General features: G+C 67.0%; 19 protein-coding genes. 10 read left to right on the top strand and 9 right to left on the bottom strand.

Annotated elements, in window-relative coordinates; all coding sequences use genetic code 11:
• Positions 1–2: 2 nt before the first annotated feature.
• Together sppA and ACNQFN_RS22235 are read left to right on the top strand one after the other, a co-directional pair.
• Positions 3–1,838: a signal peptide peptidase SppA gene (sppA, locus tag ACNQFN_RS22240; protein WP_068635709.1), complete on the top strand. Its 1,836-nt coding sequence runs from the start codon at positions 3–5 to the stop codon at positions 1,836–1,838.
• Positions 1,839–1,886: 48 nt separating this feature from the next.
• On the top strand, positions 1,887–2,513 hold the full coding sequence (locus ACNQFN_RS22235; protein ID WP_068635710.1) for a YbhB/YbcL family Raf kinase inhibitor-like protein: 627 nt from the start codon (positions 1,887–1,889) through the stop codon (positions 2,511–2,513).
• A gap of 63 nt (positions 2,514–2,576) precedes the next feature.
• Here the strand turns inward: ACNQFN_RS22235 and hemW are convergent, their stop codons facing one another.
• From hemW to ACNQFN_RS22210, 5 genes are all read right to left on the bottom strand, one after another.
• Positions 2,577–3,794: a radical SAM family heme chaperone HemW gene (hemW, locus tag ACNQFN_RS22230; protein WP_418647592.1), complete on the bottom strand. Its 1,218-nt coding sequence runs from the start codon at positions 3,792–3,794 to the stop codon at positions 2,577–2,579.
• 63 nt (positions 3,795–3,857) lie between these two features.
• Entirely contained in the window at positions 3,858–4,463 is a 606-nt protein-coding gene (gene rdgB, locus ACNQFN_RS22225) for an RdgB/HAM1 family non-canonical purine NTP pyrophosphatase (RefSeq protein WP_418647591.1), read from the bottom strand.
• Entirely contained in the window at positions 4,460–5,212 is a 753-nt protein-coding gene (gene rph, locus ACNQFN_RS22220; protein ID WP_418647590.1) for a ribonuclease PH, read from the bottom strand. The genes rdgB and rph overlap by 4 nt, the downstream gene beginning before the upstream one ends.
• Before the next feature lie 15 nt (positions 5,213–5,227).
• Complete coding sequence (locus ACNQFN_RS22215) at positions 5,228–6,142, bottom strand: PP2C family protein-serine/threonine phosphatase (RefSeq protein ID WP_068635714.1); 915 nt, start codon at positions 6,140–6,142, stop codon at positions 5,228–5,230.
• Between the two features lie 11 nt (positions 6,143–6,153).
• Positions 6,154–7,110, bottom strand: a complete 957-nt coding sequence (locus ACNQFN_RS22210) for a serine/threonine protein kinase (RefSeq protein WP_068635715.1) — start codon at positions 7,108–7,110, stop codon at positions 6,154–6,156.
• Positions 7,111–7,202: 92 nt separating this feature from the next.
• On the opposite strand from ACNQFN_RS22210, the gene ACNQFN_RS22205 reads away from it, so the two are divergent.
• The 3 genes from ACNQFN_RS22205 to ACNQFN_RS22195 all read left to right on the top strand — a co-directional run bounded on the left by ACNQFN_RS22205 (position 7,203) and on the right by ACNQFN_RS22195 (position 9,728).
• Positions 7,203–8,069, top strand: coding sequence for a YicC/YloC family endoribonuclease (locus ACNQFN_RS22205; RefSeq protein ID WP_068635716.1), 867 nt, complete (start codon positions 7,203–7,205; stop codon positions 8,067–8,069).
• Positions 8,070–8,280: 211 nt separating this feature from the next.
• Entirely contained in the window at positions 8,281–9,609 is a 1,329-nt protein-coding gene (locus ACNQFN_RS22200) for a tyrosine-type recombinase/integrase (RefSeq protein WP_418647589.1), read from the top strand.
• Positions 9,606–9,728, top strand: a complete 123-nt coding sequence (locus ACNQFN_RS22195; protein WP_269769082.1) for a hypothetical protein — start codon at positions 9,606–9,608, stop codon at positions 9,726–9,728. The genes ACNQFN_RS22200 and ACNQFN_RS22195 overlap by 4 nt, the downstream gene beginning before the upstream one ends.
• A 251-nt stretch (positions 9,729–9,979) precedes the next feature.
• Here ACNQFN_RS22195 and ACNQFN_RS22190 read toward each other — a convergent pair whose 3' ends face one another.
• The 3 genes from ACNQFN_RS22190 to ACNQFN_RS22180 all read right to left on the bottom strand — a co-directional run bounded on the left by ACNQFN_RS22190 (position 9,980) and on the right by ACNQFN_RS22180 (position 11,861).
• A complete protein-coding gene (locus ACNQFN_RS22190) occupies positions 9,980–10,573 on the bottom strand; it encodes an NAD(P)H-dependent oxidoreductase (RefSeq protein ID WP_418647588.1) in 594 nt (197 codons plus the stop codon).
• 219 nt (positions 10,574–10,792) lie between these two features.
• Entirely contained in the window at positions 10,793–11,236 is a 444-nt protein-coding gene (locus ACNQFN_RS22185; RefSeq protein WP_418647587.1) for a MarR family winged helix-turn-helix transcriptional regulator, read from the bottom strand.
• A gap of 178 nt (positions 11,237–11,414) precedes the next feature.
• Positions 11,415–11,861 carry a hypothetical protein gene (locus ACNQFN_RS22180; protein WP_418647586.1) on the bottom strand — a complete coding sequence of 149 codons (447 nt, stop codon included), beginning with the start codon at positions 11,859–11,861 and terminating at the stop codon, positions 11,415–11,417.
• Between the two features lie 354 nt (positions 11,862–12,215).
• Here ACNQFN_RS22180 and ACNQFN_RS22175 point away from each other — a divergent pair, with 354 nt between their 5' ends.
• A complete protein-coding gene (locus ACNQFN_RS22175) occupies positions 12,216–12,512 on the top strand; it encodes a type II toxin-antitoxin system Phd/YefM family antitoxin (protein ID WP_418647585.1) in 297 nt (98 codons plus the stop codon).
• Between the two features lie 88 nt (positions 12,513–12,600).
• Positions 12,601–13,017: a type II toxin-antitoxin system VapC family toxin gene (locus tag ACNQFN_RS22170; RefSeq protein WP_418647584.1), complete on the top strand. Its 417-nt coding sequence runs from the start codon at positions 12,601–12,603 to the stop codon at positions 13,015–13,017.
• 93 nt (positions 13,018–13,110) lie between these two features.
• On the opposite strand, the gene ACNQFN_RS22165 is transcribed toward ACNQFN_RS22170, so the two are convergent.
• Positions 13,111–14,040, bottom strand: a complete 930-nt coding sequence (locus tag ACNQFN_RS22165; RefSeq protein ID WP_418647583.1) for a LysR substrate-binding domain-containing protein — start codon at positions 14,038–14,040, stop codon at positions 13,111–13,113.
• A 94-nt stretch (positions 14,041–14,134) separates the two neighbouring features.
• On the opposite strand from ACNQFN_RS22165, the gene ACNQFN_RS22160 reads away from it, so the two are divergent.
• The 3 genes from ACNQFN_RS22160 to ACNQFN_RS22150 are packed head-to-tail and all read left to right on the top strand — an operon-like array spanning position 14,135 to position 15,886.
• Entirely contained in the window at positions 14,135–14,578 is a 444-nt protein-coding gene (locus ACNQFN_RS22160; RefSeq protein ID WP_418647582.1) for a PaaI family thioesterase, read from the top strand.
• Between the two features lie 12 nt (positions 14,579–14,590).
• A complete protein-coding gene (locus ACNQFN_RS22155) occupies positions 14,591–15,271 on the top strand; it encodes a glutathione S-transferase N-terminal domain-containing protein (RefSeq protein WP_418647581.1) in 681 nt (226 codons plus the stop codon).
• Between the two features lie 6 nt (positions 15,272–15,277).
• Positions 15,278–15,886, top strand: a complete 609-nt coding sequence (locus ACNQFN_RS22150; protein WP_418647580.1) for a DsbA family protein — start codon at positions 15,278–15,280, stop codon at positions 15,884–15,886.
• Positions 15,887–15,904 lie beyond the last annotated feature (18 nt).

Genomic DNA, 15,904 nt, shown 5'->3' with positions numbered 1-15,904 from the left:
CTGTGATCCGGGGCCTGTTCCGTTTCATCTTCGCCACGCTGCGGCTGTTCGTGCGCACGCTGGACTTCGTCGTGCGCGGGCTGTTCTACGCCATGCTGGTGTTCGGCGTCGGCATGATCGTGGCTTTCTTCTTCCGCCCCGAACCCGATATTCCGGCCGGCTCCGCGCTGCTGCTGCGTCCGGGCGGCGCCATTGTCGAACAGGCGGTGTTCGACGGGCCGCTCGACCTCCTCGGCTCCGGCGGCACGCCCGCCGGGCAGAACGTGCTCGCCGACCTGCTCGAAGCGGTCCGCCTGGCCAGGGACGATGCGCGCATCAGCGCGCTGGTGATCGAGACCGACCAGTTGCTGGCCGGCGGCTTCTCCAAGCTGGGCGAACTGCGTGCGGCCATCCTCGACTTCAAGGCCTCGGGCAAGCCGGTGCTGGCGCGCGGCGAGCGCTTCACCCAGGGGCAGTACTACCTGGCGACGGCCGCCGACGAAGTGCACCTGTCGCCCGACGGCTTCGTGCTGCTGCACGGCCTGTCGCGCTACGGCGCCTATTTCAAGGATGCGCTCGACAAGCTGGGCGTGAAGATGCACGTCTTCCGGGTCGGCGAGTACAAGTCCTTCTCCGAGCCCTTCACCCGCAACGACATGTCGGACGAGGATCGCGCCGCTTCGCGCGACCTGCTCGACGGCGTGTGGGCGATGCTGCGCGACGACGTCGCCGCGGCGCGCAAGCTGGCGCCGGAAGCGATCGACGCCCATGTGAACGACTACCGCGATGCGCTGGCGGCAGCCGGCGGCGACGGCGCGCTGGCGGCACGCAACGCCGGCTTGGTCGACCGCTTCAGCACGCGCGACGAATGGCGCGCACGCCTGATCGAGCGTGTCGGCACGAAGTCGCACAACGGTGATCCGCGCATGGTCGATGTCGATCGTTACCTCGCCGTGGCGCGGAGCAAGCAGCCGCAGCATGGCGAGCAGGTGGCGGTGCTGGTGGCGCAGGGGGCGATCGTCGATGGCCGTGAGCCGGCCGGCGTGGTCGGCGGCGACACCTTTGCCGAACTGATCCGCGCCGTCCGCAACGATGGCCAGGTCAAGGCCCTGGTGCTGCGCATCGACAGCCCGGGCGGCAGCGCCTGGGCGTCCGAAGTCATCCGCCGCGAACTCGAACTGACGCGCAAGGCCGGCAAGCCGGTCATCGCCTCGATGAGTTCGGTGGCGGCATCCGGCGGCTACTGGATCGCCGCCGGTGCCGACGAGATCTGGGCGGCGCCGGCGACCCTGACCGGCTCGATCGGCATCTTCGCGATGTTCCCGGAGTTCTCCGAACCCTTGCAGCGCCTCGGCATCAACATCGACGGCGTCGCCACTGCGCCGCTGGCCGGTGCGCTCGATCCGCGCCGGCCGCTCAGCCCGGCCGCGGCCGAGGCGATGCAACTCGGCATCGAGCACGGCTATCGCCGCTTCATCGACGTCGTCGCCAAGGCACGGGACATGAAACAGGGCGAAGTCGAGACCGTCGCCCGCGGCCGGGTGTGGCTCGGCGCGGCGGCGAGCGAGCTGGGCCTGGTGGATCAGACCGGCGGCCTGGAGGCGGCAGTTGCCGCCGCCGCGGCGCGCGCCGGCCTGGAGAACTACGACGTGGTGTGGCCGGAAGCGGGCCAGTCGCTGCAGGAACGCCTGCTGCGCCGGCTGGCGGGTTTCGCCGGGCAGTTCGGCATCGAACTGCCGCAGGCCGCGCCGTCGCCGCTGCTTCGCCTGCTGGCCGAAGCGCAGGCGCCCGCGGCGGCCCTGCTGCAATGGAACGATCCGCAGCATCAGTACCTGCATTGCCTGTGCGAGGCGCCCTGAGGGGCGCGCGCATGTGTCATCCATCCCGAGCATGAACAAGGAGACCGCATGAGACTCAGCAGCCAGAGCTTTGCCGACGACAATCCCATTCCGGGCGAGTTTGCCTTCTGCATTCCGGCCGACGAGGGCTACGTCTGCCTGGGCGGCAACCACAATCCGCAGCTGGAATGGTGCGAGGTGCCCGAAGGCACGCAGTCCTTCGTGCTGACCTGCCACGACCCTGACGTGCCGAGCAGGGGCGACGATGTGAACCAGGAAGGGCGCACGGTGCCGGTGGATCTGCCGCGGGTGGATTTCTTCCATTGGGTGCTGGTCGATCTACCGCCCGATCTGCGTTCCATCGATGCCGGCCAGTTCTCCAACGAGGTGACGCCCGGCGGCAAGCAGGGGCCCGACACTTCGCTCGGCGCCCGGCAGGGCGTCAACGACTACACCGCCTGGTTCGCCGGTGACGAGTCGATGAAGGGCGACTACTACGGCTACGACGGCCCCTGCCCGCCGTGGAACGACGAGCTGATGCACCACTACGTATTCACGCTGTATGCGCTGGACGTGGCGAACTGCCCGGTCGAAGGCCGCTTCAGCGGCCAGGACGTGCGCGCGGCGATCGACGGCCACGTGCTGGCGGAGGCGCGCATCACGGGGACGTATACGCTGAATCCGTCGCTGCTCTGATATTGTGTCCTTCCCGACCCCACCCGTTCCGGCCCGCCTCTCGAGCTGGGGTCGGGTGGGGTTTCAGCTTTCCAGAAACACCTGCAACAGGTCGTTCAAGAAGCGCTGCCCGCGCGCGCTGGGCCTGATGCGTTCGCCACTCGTGTCCAGCAAGCCCTGTTCCTGCGCCGCGCGCAGCTTTTCGCCGATGGCTTCCAGCGGAATGCCGGTGCGCGCGGCGAACAGCTTGGCTGGCACGCCCTCGGTCAGGCGCAGCGCATTCATCATGAATTCGAAGGGCAGTTCCGCCACCGCGACTTCGCGCGCTTCCTGGACGAAATCGCCGCGCACCGCGCCTTCGAGGTAGCGCGCGGGGTGCTTGTGGCGCATCTCGCGGCGGATGCCTTCGTGGCTGGACAGCTTGCCGTGGGCGCCGGGGCCGATGCCGAGGTAGTCGCCGAAAGTCCAGTAGTTGAGGTTGTGCCGGCTCTGAGCGTGCGGACGGGCGAAGGCGGAGGTTTCGTAGTGCGCGAAGCCGGCCGCGGCGAGGCGGGCCTCGATCGCTTCCTGCATGTCGGCGGCGCTGTCGTCGTCGGGCAGCGGCGGCGGGTCGTGGGCGAAGGGCGTGTTCGGTTCCAGCGTCAGGTGGTAACAGGACAGGTGCTCGGTGCCGAAGCCGAGCGCGGTGTCGAGGTCGGCCAACGCCTGCTCCAGAGCCTGGCCGGGCAGAGCGTACATCAGGTCGAGATTCACGCGCTCGAAATGTGTGGTGGCGGCGTCGATGGCGCGTTTTGCCTCATCGCCGCCGTGGATGCGGCCGATCTTCGCCAGCATGGCGCCGTCGAAGCTCTGGATGCCGAGCGAGATGCGATTGACGCCGGCGGCGCGGTAATCGCGGAAGCGCCCGGCCTCGACAGTGCCGGGATTGGCTTCGAGGGTGATCTCGGCCAGCGGGTCGAGTTGCAGCAGCATGCGGATGCTGGTGAGCAGGGTGTCGAGCGTGTGCGCCGACATCAGGCTGGGCGTGCCGCCGCCGATGAAGATGCTGTGCACCCGCCGGCCCCAGACCTGCGGCAGCGCGTGCTGCAGGTCGGCGAGCACGGCGTCGAGCCAGGCCTGTTCCGGAATGCCGCCGTCGCGCGGCGCGTGCGAGTTGAAATCGCAGTAGGGGCACTTGCGCACGCACCAGGGGAAATGCACGTACAGCGCCAGCGGCGGCGGGGCTTCGAGTTGCGGGCGCTGCGGCAGCGGCACAGTGCGCGCCGCCGGGGCGGGGGTGAGCGGGATGATGCGACGGGTCACGGCAGGGTCCAGGGCCGGGCGAAGCGGGCGGCGCCGGACTGCGCGCCTGACCCGCCCGGCGGCTCATAGCGGGTGTGATTCGAGGCGGGCGAGCAGGTGGCGCATGGCCGCGCCGCGGTGGCTGAGGGTGTTCTTCAACGCGGCGTCGAGTTCGGCGGCGGTCTGTTCGAGTTCGGGCAGCCAGAACAGCGGGTCGTAGCCGAAGCCGCCTGCGCCGCGCTCGGCGCTGAGGATCTGGCCGTGCCATTCGCCGTCGGCGATCAGCGGCTGCGGATCGTCGGCGTGGCGCACCAGTACCACCACCGAGCAGAAATAGGCGCTGCGCTGCTCGGGGTCGGGGAAGGCGGCCAGCTTTTCCAGCAGCAGGGCGTTGTTGCGCGCGTCGGACTTCGGCTCGCCGGCGAAGCGGGCCGACTGTACGCCGGGTGCGCCGGCCAACGCCGCGACGCACAGGCCGGAATCGTCGGCCACCGCCGGCAGGCCGGTGGCCGCGGCGGCGTGGCGGGCCTTGGCGAGCGCGTTCTCGACGAAGGTGAGGTGGGGTTCTTCGGCTTCGCCGACGCCCAGCGCGCTCTGCGGGATGATCTCGATGCCCAGCGGTGCGAGCAGAGCCTGCATTTCGGCCGCCTTCTTGGCGTTGTTGCTGGCCAGTACCAGTCGTTTGCTCATGTCGGGTTCCTCGTGTCGGCACCATTGGTTGCGGCGTCGCTCACGGCGGCGCGCTGCAGTCCGACCAGGCGGTGGATGCCGCCTTCGGCGAGGTCGAGCAGGGCGTTCAGCTCGGCGCGCGAGAAGGCCGCGCCTTCGGCCGTGCCCTGCACTTCGATGAGGCCGCCGCCTTCGGTCATGACCACGTTCATGTCGGTGTCGCAGTCCGAATCTTCAGCGTAGTCCAGATCGAGCACCGGCGTGCCCTGGTGCATGCCGACCGACACCGCGGCGACGAATTCGCGCATCGGGCTGCGCGCCAGCTTGCCGGCGGCGACCAGGCCGGCGAGGGCATCGTGTACCGCGACGCAGGCACCGGTGATCGCGGCGGTGCGGGTGCCGCCGTCGGCCTGCAGCACGTCGCAGTCGATGATGATCTGGCGCTCGCCCAGCGCGGCGAGGTCGACCACCGCGCGCAGGCTGCGGCCGATCAGGCGCTGGATCTCCTGCGTGCGGCCGCTCTGCTTGCCCTTGGCCGCCTCGCGCGCGCCGCGGGTGTGGGTGGCGCGCGGCAGCATGCCGTATTCGGCGGTCAGCCAGCCCTGGCCCTTGCCGCGCAGGAAGCCCGGCACGCTGTCTTCGACGCTGGCGGTGCACAGTACGCGGGTGGCGCCGAATTCGACCAGCACCGAGCCTTCGGCGTGGCAGGTGAAGCCGCGGGTGAGGCGGACGCTGCGGAGTTCGTCGGGTTTGCGCTGGCTGGGTCGCATGGGGATGTCCTGTGGCTATCGTTTGTCGAATTTGTGGATGGCGGCGTTGATCTCGCGGATCGCGCGTTCGATCTCGTCCTCGTCGAGGTCGACGAGGCGGCCGCTGCCGCGGCTGGAAAGCTCCATCTCGGTGGCGAAATCGTCGAGCGCCATGGTCCGGGTCGAAATGGCGTCGGGCTGCGCCGCGCCGATGTCGTCGTGCCAGCACATCGCCACCAGCGACAGGTTGTCGGCCTTGTCGCCGCCGTGGAGTTCCGCGCGGTCGAGCAGCTGCGGGACGGCCTCGGCGGGCGGGATGCCATCCAGGCCGAGCACGATGTCGTCGTCGTCGAGCGGTCCCCATACGCCGTCGCTGCACAGCGCGATGAGGTCGCCGTCCTTCAGCGCGCAGGGCTCCGAATAGTCGATCTGCGGCGCATGCGTGCCGCCCAGGCAGGAGTAGATGCGGTTGCGCCCGGGATGGGCGGCGGCTTCGGCGGGGCCGATGATGCCTTGTTCGAGCAGCAACTGCACGCGCGAATGGTCGCGCGTCTGCTGCAGGATGCGGCCGCGGCGCAGCAGGTAGAGGCGGGAATCGCCCGCGTGCGCCCACCAGGCCGTACCGTTCTGGACCACGCAGGCGACGATCGTGGTGCGCGGCGCTTCGGCCAGGTTGCGGTCGAAGCTGTCGTCGAGGATGGCATGGTGCGCGCCGCTCAGCGCGCGCGACAGGAAATGCAGCGGGTCGGGCAGCGCGGGGTGGGCGTCGCGCTGGAAGGCATGGGTGATGTACTGCGCGGCGATGTGGGCCGCCAGTTCGCCGTGCTGGTGGCCGCCCATGCCGTCGGCGACGAGCATCAGCAGCGCATCGCGCGAATAGCAGTAGGCGATGCGGTCCTGGTTGGCGGAGCGGCGGCCGGTGCGGCTTTCCTGGTAGATGGTGAATCGCATGCTGCGCTCCTTCAACTGCGGCCGACGAAGGCCTTGAGCCGGCTGCCGAGATCGGTGAACCAGCGCGTGTGCGGTGTGGCTTCGGCCGTTGCCGTGGCTTTCTGCACCAAGGCCTTCTGCAGCGCATAGACGCTCTGCGGCCGGGCCAGCGGATCGAGCAGCAGGCACCAATCCACCAGCCCCAGCAACTGCGCGCTGTATTTCTCCGCGTGCGTCCTGACGAGCGGCTGCAGCGTGTCGTTCTTGACGCGTTCGTCCGCGCGCGGCGGCGCCTTGCCGACGATACAGGCGTGCAGCGCCGCGCCGACGCTGTAGACGTCGCTCCAGGGGCCGAGCTGGTCGCGGCGGTCGTACTGTTCGGGGGCGGCGAAGCCGGGGGTGTACATCGGCTTGAGCACCGGCTGCTTGCTCGCCAGCGTCTGGCGCGAGGCGCCGAAGTCGAGCAGCACCGGCGTGCCGTCGGCGCGCAGGTAGATGTTGGAAGGCTTGATGTCCAGGTGCAGCAGCTTGTGCGCATGCACCTCGCGCAGGCCGTTGAGCATGCGCACGAACACCGTGCGGATGAAGGACTCCTTCAGTTCGCCGCGATGCTTCTGGATGATGTCGTGCAGCGTGCGGCCGCGCTCGAACTGCATCACCATGTATACCGTGCCGTTGGCGCGAAAGAAGTTGAGCACGCGGACCACGTTTGGGTGCATCAGCTTGGCCAGCGAGCGCCCTTCCTCGAAAAAGCACTTCATGCCGTAGCGGAAGGCGGGCAGATGCTCGTCCGACACCTGCGGCTCGATCTCGCCGTCCTTGCGCAGCGCGAGCGAGTTGGGCAGGTATTCCTTGATCGCCACCGGCGTGCCGATTTCGTCGTGCGCCAGATACACGATCGAGAACCCGCCCAGCGACAACTGGCGGTCGATGCGGTACTGATCGAGCAGGAAGCCTGCGGGCAGCGCGCAGTTGGCTTGAGGCGGCATCTTCGTGGGCGCTAGAATCCGGACTTTCCCAGCCTCTTTCCTGAGTGGGACCCGCAGTGTAATCCATCGCGCCGGGTTCCCGGAGACCCCCGATGATCCAAAGCATGACCGGCTTCGCGGTCCAGACCCGTGACCTGGGCAGCGTCAGCCTGCACCTCGAACTGCGCAGCGTGAATTCACGCTATCTCGACCTCGGCTTCCGCATCGTCGACGACCTGCGCCAGGCCGAACCGGCCATCCGCGAGCGCATCAGTGCCCGGCTCGGGCGCGGCAAGGTCGAATGCCGCCTGAACCTCCAGGCTGGCCACGCCGCGCCGCGCAGCCTGGCGCTGAACGGCACGCTCGCCGACCAGCTCGCCGAAGCCCAGGCCACGCTGCGCGCCCGCTTCCCGGACGCCGCGCCGCTGTCGGTGAATGAACTGCTGCGCTGGCCCGGCATGCTCGCCGACGACAGCCTCGGCTTCGACGAACTGCTGCCGCACATCCGCGCGCTGGCCGACGCTGCATTGGACGAACTCGTCGCCACCCGCCAGCGCGAAGGCGAAAAGCTGGCCGACGCCATCCGCGAGCGCGTCGCCCGCATGCGCGAACTGGTCGCCACCGCCTCGCCGCGCATGCCCGCCATCGTCGCCGAATACCAGGACCGCCTCACCGCCAAGCTGCGCGACGCCGTCGCCAGCCTGGACGAAGACCGCATCCGCCAGGAAGTCGCCCTCTACGCCCAGCGCATCGACGTCGCCGAGGAACTGACCCGCTTGAGCACCCACCTGGACGAAGTCGAACGCATTCTTAAGTCCCCCGGTGCTGCGGGCAAGCGGCTGGATTTCCTGATGCAGGAGCTGAATCGGGAGGCGAACACGCTGGCGTCGAAATCGCCTGCGACGGACATCACCGGCATCGCGATGGAGATGAAGGTGCTGATCGAGCAGATGCGGGAGCAGGTGCAAAACATAGAGTGAGGTTTCAGGGTGGTTCACTCCATCCCAAAGACCCCTTGAAAATCAGTTGATTAGGGTGGTTTTTCGGGTCATGACGTAGCAGGCGGTCTCAGCGTAGCGCACGATTTCTGTGGGGTAAATTGTGGGGGAAATCTTATGCCCCGCGATTTGCGGGCTCCGGCCCGAATTTTTACCCCACAGTTTCTTCGTGAATCGCTGTGGAGACCGCGCCATGACTGAGATTGAACACATCACCGACAAGACGCTGCGTGCCTGGCTGGGCAAGGGTCCGGCGGACCGCGGCATCGGTGGCGGACTGACTTTTGTTGCCACTTCCGTCGGCGCTCCGAAGGGGTATGCATCCTGGATCCTGCGCTACCGCTTCGGCGGGATGAGCCGGGAGAAGGTGCTCGGCCGCTATCCCGACCTGTCGCTCAAGGACGCCCGCGAACTGGCTCGCCAGGACCGGGCGCGCATCCAGCAGGGGGTGGATGTCGCCGCCGAGAAGCGCGCCGAACGGCTCAAGGCCCGGGAGCGGACCGACGTGGCGGACTTGGCGCAAGCCTGGTACGACCGCCACATCGCCAAGACCTACAAGCATCCCGAGGTCGTGCTGCGCATCATCCGCCGGCACATCAATCCGGTGATCGGCAAACTGGCTGTGACGGAGGTGCGGCCGCTGCACATCGACAGGGTGCTCACCCGCATCCTCGATGCCGGCGCGCCTACGGTGGCCAACGACGCGCTGCGCTACCTCTTCCGCATGTTCCACTTTGCTGTGAAGCGCCGGTGGATCGAGGCCAATCCCGCCGCCGGCTTCGAGATCTCCGACGCGGGCGGCACCGAGCCTGCCCGGCAGCGCTGGCTGAACCGTGACGAACTCGCGGCACTGGCCAAGGCCATGCGCGACACCCCGAACTTCGGCCGGGAAAACGAGCTGGCGGTGTGGCTGTTGCTCGCGCTGTACGTGCGCAAGATGGAACTGCTGTCGGCCAGGTGGGCGGAGTTCGACCTGGCGCGCGGGGTGTGGTCACTGCATCCTTCCCGCACCAAGACGAGCCAGCCCATCGACATCCCGCTGGTGCCCCAGGTGCTGAGGTGGCTGGAGGAGGTGAAGGTGTTCGCGTGCAACAGCGAGTACCTGTTCCCCGCCCGTCGGCGGATCCACATGAAGGGCGGCGTGGCGAGGCGAAACCGCTTCGGCCACATCAGCCCGGATACGCTGAACGTCGCACTGCGCCGCCTGCCTCTGGACGGCATGGCGCACTTCACCGTGCACGACATGCGGCGCACTGCGCGCACCCACATGGCGGCGCTTGGCGTGGACCGCTTCGTCGCCGAGCGGGCGCTGAACCACAAACTGCGCGATGTAGAGGGCGTGTACAACCAGTACGACTACTTGGAGGAACGCAAGGACGCCCTGGCGCGTTGGGCCAGTCTGCTCGAATCGATCGCGCACCCTGAACCCCGAGGAGAACCATCATGCTCCGAACTACTCAAGGAAGGCTGCGCTTCGCCCGGCACGAGGTCGACGAGTTCCGCGCGCTCGGCATCGGCGTGAGCCACGTGCGCACGGCGGACGCGTTTGCGGAGGCCGTGCGCGACTGGCTCGATCTCATTGCCGAAGAACGCCCTGAACTGTTCGACAAGATCACCCGGGCCATCATTTCGGGTGACTGACGGGGTCACCTCCCGTTGGCGCTTTGTGCGGTCTTCGTAGTCAGAAATCGTCCATGGCGCCGATCCGGCATGAGAGCGGAGCCCCGGGCCTGATCGGACCCAGCCCTTCGTTTCCAAGCCGCCATCAACCGGGTAGTCGCAGTTGGAAGCTTTCAAGCCGATATGGCCGTTCGAGTTGTCTGTCGGTTGGCGACGACTTTCCGGCGGAGCATCTCTCCGGAGCGAAGGGCTGACCAGCAGACGGAAAGCGATCAGTACCATTTGGAAATCGTGCGTTCGATACGCGAACAGAATGGTTGAACTTGAGATTGCGTGAGAGATTCCGCCTTGTAGAGCGACAACATCTCGAATCGGCAGTTTGGGGCGCAAGTACCCAACAGGGCCGTTTTCAGTACGCGTTTAACCGGCTGCCGGAGCACCAGGCGGTCAACCCACCACGGCGAACCAAGAGAGGTAACGGCCAGCGTTCTTCGGAGCTTATGGAGCCGTGGCCTGATTGGGCCGAGGTCGGTGGCGTGGTCGTAGGCGATGCCGGGAGCCCAGACGCGATCGAACCACCCTTTCAGCATGGCCGGAAAGCTGAACCACCAAGTGGGGAAGACAAGAGCCAGAGCTTCGGCGGAAAGCAGTCGGTCGATTTGGTCTTGAACGGCGACAGAGTCGAACGTTGGGCTGTAGTAGCTTTGACGTTCGCTGGCCGTGAGAGCAGGCGAAAAAGCAGACAGATAGAGGTCTTCGACCATCACCTCGTGACCGCTTGCCGTCAAAGCGGCAATGACAGACTGGGCCATTGTGTAGCACAGGCTGTCGGTGATTGGGTGGGCTATGACGACGAGGCACTTCATGGTGCTGGCTTACGTCAGAGTTTGGCGGACGGGCAGGGAACAGGATGGGGCACGGCGGACATAATTGAACAGCGAATCCGGCAGCGCGTATGAGTCACAGAGTTCACCCGTTTTTCTACGTAGATGACAGATATCGATTCAGTATGCACCGAGCCGACTCAAGCGTACCGATGCCCACGCGGAGGCAGCAAACACAGCGAGTGTGAGCGGCGTTTCACTTCAATCCGTGGCATGCATGCTCGACATCGCCGCCAGCACACGGCCTGCCGCATCCAGATCCGCGGCGCCGAACGCTGCGGAGATGTCATGCACGTGCCGCTGCCAGCTCTGCAGTACCGCCTGATAGGCCGCCTGTCCCTGCGGGGTGAGGACATACAGTGGGGAACGCTTGTGCGCGGGATTGGGGCAGGGTGCGACCAGCCCCTCCTCGACCAGCAGATTGACCTGTTTCTGCACGCCCTGCCGCGTCAAGCCCATCGCGGCGGCGATCTGGGGGACAGTAGGGCTCCGAGGGGCCATCGAGATGGCGCCCAGCACCTGCCAGCGTGCGCTGGTCAGTCCGTGCGGCGCGCAGAAGCGGTCGCCCCATTCGATGAGTTGGCCGTTCAGACGGAAAACGGCCAGCGTGACAGCCGTCAGTTTGTCGGCCTTGGCCTGATCCATGACCTCTCCGTACCGCTGTGATTGACAACCAGTTTACAGCATGGGCAGAGGGCCGGGTGGCCGTGTGGCAAGGGGATGGCGGGAGCGGGCGGCCTTGCACCGAGGCGCGCAGGCCGGTGCATGCCGGGGGAGTGGCGGTCAGCCCTTGAGAAAAACGACGGCGTCTCGCCGGCCTTCGTCACCGCGCGGGGCGGCGCAGCCTGCCCGTCATCCTGAGCCCGCCACCCATGTTGAGCCCCAGCAGGGCGATGTTTGCCGCGCCCGCAGCGAGTTCGAGCGCCTGCACGGCATAGAAGACACCGTCGAACTCGCCCGCCCGGGCCTTGGAGGCCAGGAACAGGGCGGCGGGAATGAGGATCAGGACGCCATTGGCCGCGATCCACGGCATGCGCTTGATCTTGGTGCCAAGCAGCCCGCCGCGGCGCCCCTGCGCCAGCGCGAATCCGCTGCCACCAGCAGCCATCAGGGCCGGAATCAGCACCAGCAGCCCCCACGGAATCGCCGTCTTGACCGCCGTGATGGTTTCATCGGTGCCGAATGATTCGCTGAGTGCGGTAGCCAGCCAGAACGTGGCGATGCACAGCATCGCAAGCCCTCCGGCGACGAGGTGGATGATCTTCTTCATGGCAGTGGGCTCCTTGATCCGGTTTCGCGCACCTTGCCGGGTCGAACCTGCCGCCGCAGGGTGCGGGAGAGCATTGGGGGCACGGGGAGATATCGAGTAGCGCCTGATATTGACAACCAGTTTCCTATATATGGAAACTGGTTGTCAATACCGATGGGTCTCGATCGCGCCCCGGGTGGCGCTAGGCTTGTGTGGCCCGCAGCCGCAGGCCGTGGGGTGTTACACCGGGTGCGGCGCTGGTTGCAGCGAGTACCTGTTCCCCCCGCACGCCGGCTGCCGTGGCCGTTGCACCGCCGGGTTCGCCGTTGGCGAACGGCCGGAGGCTGGTGCGATACGGGTGGAACGCCGTCCTTGATGTGTTTCGGACTGGTCTATAAACTGGTCTATACCGAACTGGAGAACGCCATGAACCCTGAAATCGGCTCGTATGAGGCCAAGACCAAGCTGCCGGAGTTGCTCCGCGGCGTGCGTGCGGGCAAGCGCTACACGATCACCCTGCGCGGCGAGCCGGTTGCCGATCTGGTACCGGCCGAAGGCGGCAAGCAAGCGGATGTCGTGGCGGCCGTCGAGGCGATGCGCCAGTTCATGCGCGCGGCGCCGCCCGTCAAAGGGGTCGATCTCAAGGCGCTGATCGACGAGGGGCGGGCGTGAGCGCCGTCGCCCGGCCGCCCGAAGGCGGCGCTCTCCTCCCGCGGGGAGGTGGTCGCGCCGGCGACCGGAGGGTAGTCCCCTGAGCTTCGTGCTCGACAACTCGGTGGCGATGTGCTGGCTGCTGGCCGATGGCAAGCCTGCCGATGTGGCTTACGCCGAGGCCGTGCTGGATACTCTGCGGGAACGGCAGGCGCTGGTCCCGTCACTGTGGGCGCTGGAGGCTGGCAATGTCATCGCCAGGGGCGAGGCCAGGGGGCTGCTCACCGAGGCCCGTTCCCAGGCGTTCGTCGTCCTCCTGGGACGGCTGAACATCGTGACGGATACAGCCACGGCGGCGCACGCCCTGGGTGATACCCTGCACCTGGCCCGGCGCTACAAGCTGTCGGCCTACGACGCGGCGTATCTGGAACTGGCCCTGCGAACCGGCTTGCCGCTCGCAACGCTGGACGCGGACCTCAAGAAGGCGGCGAAGATCGCGGGCGTGCAAGCGTTCGCCCCGAATTGACCAGCGGAAAACCGTCCACGCCCCTGCTCGGACCCAGGCCGTGACTGCTTGTGCTTGGCCCGGACCAGAACCAGACGTTGCTGCCGGCGGCGGCTACTCCGCTGCCTCGACCGCATCGGTCCGCCCGGCTTCGGCGATGATCCAGTCGATCAATGCCTGCACATCCCTCGAAGGCTTGGCGTCGCGCTGGAGCAGGCAGTAGACCTTGTTCGACCTCGGGCCGGGCTGCGGCGTGGCCAATGCCGCCAGTCTCCCGTCGTCCAGCATCGGGCGGATGAACTGGCTGCGTCCGAGCGCGATACCTTGGCCCGCGATGGTGGCGTGGATCATCTGGTCGAACAGGTTGAAGCGGATCACCCCTTTCGGTTTGATCCCGGGCCAGCCCTGCATGTCGAGCCAGGCTTCCCACCGCCAGCATGGAGAGGGATCGCCTTCGAATTCGAGCAGAATCGAGCGGGCGATGATGTCCGGATCGTCCAGCTTCGCGATCCCGAGGCTCGGATGCGCCACCGGGAACACCGTCTCGCCGAAAAGCCGGCGGGCGCCGGCGGGCATCTGCTCCTGGGCGCAGTAGCGTATTGCGATGTCCAGCCCCTCCTGGCGCAGGTCGACGATGTTGTTGTTGGCCGACAGGCGCACCTCCACCTTCGGATGCCGGTGCTGGAAATCCGGCAGGCGCGGCAATAGCCAGAGCCCCACGAAGGCAATGCTCGCCGTCACCGTAACCGGTTGATGGGCGGCCAGACTGGCCTGGAGAGCACCGATCGTGTCCTGCAACTGCTGCATCGCAGTGTCGGCGGCCAGAAACAGCCGTTCCCCCTCGGGCGTGAAGCGGATGGCACGGTGCGTGCGCTCGAACAGCTTCATCCCCAGGGCGGTCTCCAGCCCGTGAATCTGCCGGCTGACCGCCGACTGGGTCAGGAACAGGTCCTGGGCGGCAAGGGTGATGCTCATGCGCCGCCCGACCGCGACGAAACTGCGCAGAAGGTCGGGCGACGGTACTCTGGCAAGCGAAATTGACATTCTCCAGACTCATGCGAAGTGTCGAAAAACTCAATTGTACCGACGTCATGCATGAATTCTAATGCGTTCACCGATTCCACCGGAGACCCGCAGCATGGCTCGCACGCCCGACCCTCATTTCGCGCAGCGCATCCGCGCGAGCTTCGATCGCCAGAGCGCGATGCATCTCATCCAGGCCACCTTGCCCGTGGTGGAACAGGGCCTGACGGAAATTCACCTGCCCCACTGGCAGGGCGTGGAGCAGCAGCACGGCTTCGTGCATGGCGGCGTGGTCGGCATGATCGCCGATTCGTCCGCCGGCTATGCGGCGATGACCCTGGTGCCGGCCGACGCCTCGGTGCTGACCGTGGAATACAAGATGAATCTGGTGGCGCCGGCCGATGGCGAAAAGCTGATCGCCCGCGGCCAGGTCGTGCGTCCGGGCCGCACGCTGATCGTGACCAAGGCCGAGGTCTTCGCGGTCAAGGATGGCAAGGAATCGCTCTGCGCACTGATGCAGCAAACCATCATGGTGATGCACGGCAAGGTGGAAAAATAACAGGAGGCGGCCGTGATCTATCTGTACAGCTGGCCCGCGCCCAATGGGCACAAGGCGCAGATCCTGGTCGAGGAACTGGGGATTCCCTACAGGCTCATCCCCATCGACATCACCCGGGGCATGCAGCGCGAGCCCGGTTACCGGGCCATCAACCCCAACGCGAAGATTCCCGCGATCATCGACGATGAGCCCATGGATGGCGGCGAGCCCGTCACGGTTTTCGAGAGCGGCGCGCTCATGCTCTACCTGGCGGAGAAGGAAGGCCGCTTTCTGCCTGCGGCATGGCGGCAGCGCAACGAGGTCATGCAATGGCTGTTCTGGCAGGTCGGCGGGCTGGGGCCGATGATGGGGCAGGCGCAGCACTTCTTCCGCTATGCGCCGGACCCGGTGCCCTACGCCCTCGACCGCTACCAGAACGAGACGAAGCGGCTGCTGAAGGTGCTCGACCTGCGCCTGGCAGGGCGGGAATACCTCTGCGACGACTACTCCATCGCCGACATGGCCTGCTTTCCGTGGGTCCGCATCCACAAGCTCACCGGCGTGGCCCTCGACGACTTCGCCAACGTGCAGGCCTGGTACGGCCGCGTGCGCGGCCGGCCCGCGGTGGGACGGGGGCTGGATCTTCTGCGCGACCGCTGGGTCGACGTTTCGGCTTCGCCCGAAGCCAGGCGGAATCTCTTCAAGGTGGAATGACCGGCCATGCATGAGCACGCCCCCGCGGTAGTGGACGCCTTCATCGACCTGCGCAGTCCGTACTCCTACCTCGCTCTCGGCCCCGCCCGCCGGTTGGCCGGACGCAGCGGGGTGGCCTTCGATTGGTGGCCGTTCATCACGGACTTTCGCTCCGCCTATGGAGGCGAGGTGGAAGCACGCTCGGGCCGGGACATCGCCAAGGTGAAGTACCTGTACATGGATTGCCGCCGTCTCGCCCGCAAGCAAGGACTGACCATCCGCGCCACGACCAAGCTCTGGGACCCCACCCTGGGTTGCCGGGCTATGCTCTTCGCCAAGGTCCGCAACCGCCTGTGGGCGTTCATCGACCCCGTGCTGGCGGCGTTCTGGCGCCGGGAGTTCGACCTGGAGTCGCAGGCGGACATCGCCTCCGCCCTGCAGTCGGCCGGCCTGGACGTGCAGGACTGGCACGCCTATCTGGAAACCCAGGCCGGGACGGATCTGGCCGCGGCGCAGGCACGGGCGGAAAGCCTCGGCGTCTTCGGCGCCCCGACCTTCGTCTACCGGGACGAACTGTTCTGGGGCGGCGACCGGCTGGACCTGCTGGCGGAAACCCTGAAGGCGGCGCAGGCCTGAATTCGCCCGCCTTCCAGA

This window comes from Thauera butanivorans, from assembly GCF_048398245.1.
Classification (GTDB): Bacteria; Pseudomonadota; Gammaproteobacteria; order Burkholderiales; family Rhodocyclaceae; genus Thauera; species Thauera butanivorans.
Note: the sequence above shows the minus strand (reverse complement) of the source record. Positions and strands in the feature narration are given on the sequence as shown.